Here is a 1258-nt window from a genome sequence, read left to right as displayed (position 1 = left end):
TGCCGTTCTTGTTGGAAATGAAGAACATCACCAAGGTGTTTGGCAGCGTAAAGGCGGTGGATAACGTCAGCCTGGCGTTGGAAGCCGGGCAAGTATTATCGCTGTGCGGTGAGAATGGTTCGGGTAAATCGACGCTGATGAAAGTGCTTTGCGCTATTTATCCCTTTGGCAGCTATGGCGGGGATATCGTCTTTGCCGGTGATCCGCTGCACGCCAGCCATATTCGTGATACCGAGCAGAAGGGTATTGCCATCATTCATCAGGAACTGGCGCTGGTCAAAGAGATGAGCGTGTTGGAGAACATCTTTCTGGGTAATGAGTGGACGACACGCGGCGTATTGGACCGTGATTCAATGTATTTGCGCTGCCAGACCATGCTGGCGCGCGTCAAGCTTGGGATTGATCCTCATACCCGCGTCGGTGAACTGGGTCTTGGTCAGCAGCAATTGGTGGAGATTGCCAAGGCGCTTAACAAACAGGTGCGGCTGTTGGTATTGGATGAACCTACCGCCTCACTGACTGAGCGAGAGACCGCGATTTTGCTGGATATCATTCGAGATCTGCGCAATCACGGCATCGCCTGTATCTACATTTCCCACAAGCTGAATGAAGTCAAAGCCATTTCGGACGTCATTTGTGTGATTCGCGATGGCAAGCATATTGGTACCCACCCTGCCAGTACGCTCAGTGAAGAGCAGATCATTGCCATGATGGTTGGGCGCGAGCTAACCGAGCTTTACCCTTCGGAAGCCCATGATATAGGCGATGAGATCCTGCGTGTCGAACATCTGACGGCGTGGCATCCGGTTAATCGCCATATTCGTCGCGTCAATGATGTTTCCTTCGCGCTGCATCGGGGGGAAATTCTGGGCGTCGCGGGGCTGGTCGGCTCCGGGCGGACCGAAACGGTGCAATGCCTGTTTGGCGCTTACCGTGGACGCTGGCAGGGCGAGATTGTACTCAAGGGGCAGCCTGTGGCGATCAATGATTGCCAGCAGGCGATGGCCCTGGGTATTGCGATGGTGCCGGAAGATCGTAAAAAAGATGGGATTATTCCCGTGATGAGCGTGGCGCAAAACATCACGCTGGCGGCGCTCGATCGTTTTTCCGGGCTATTTTCTTCGCTGGATGACGCGCGCGAGCAAGATGTGATTCGCCAGTCGATCGCCCATCTTAAAGTGAAAACGGCCAGCCAGGATTTAGCCATTGCCCGCCTGAGCGGCGGGAATCAGCAAAAAGCGGTGTTGGCAAAATGCCT

General features: G+C 54.3%; 1 protein-coding gene. It reads left to right on the top strand.

Translation table 11 applies throughout. From position 1 onward, the window contains the following. Positions 1-1258: xylose ABC transporter ATP-binding protein (locus J5224_RS35920; RefSeq protein WP_264628461.1), on the top strand; the 1258-nt coding region annotated here is incomplete at both ends.

It is taken from the genome of Candidatus Symbiopectobacterium sp. NZEC135 (assembly GCF_025962695.1).
The sequence above is the reverse complement of the archived record's forward strand: the minus strand, read 5'-3'. Positions and strand labels throughout refer to the sequence as shown.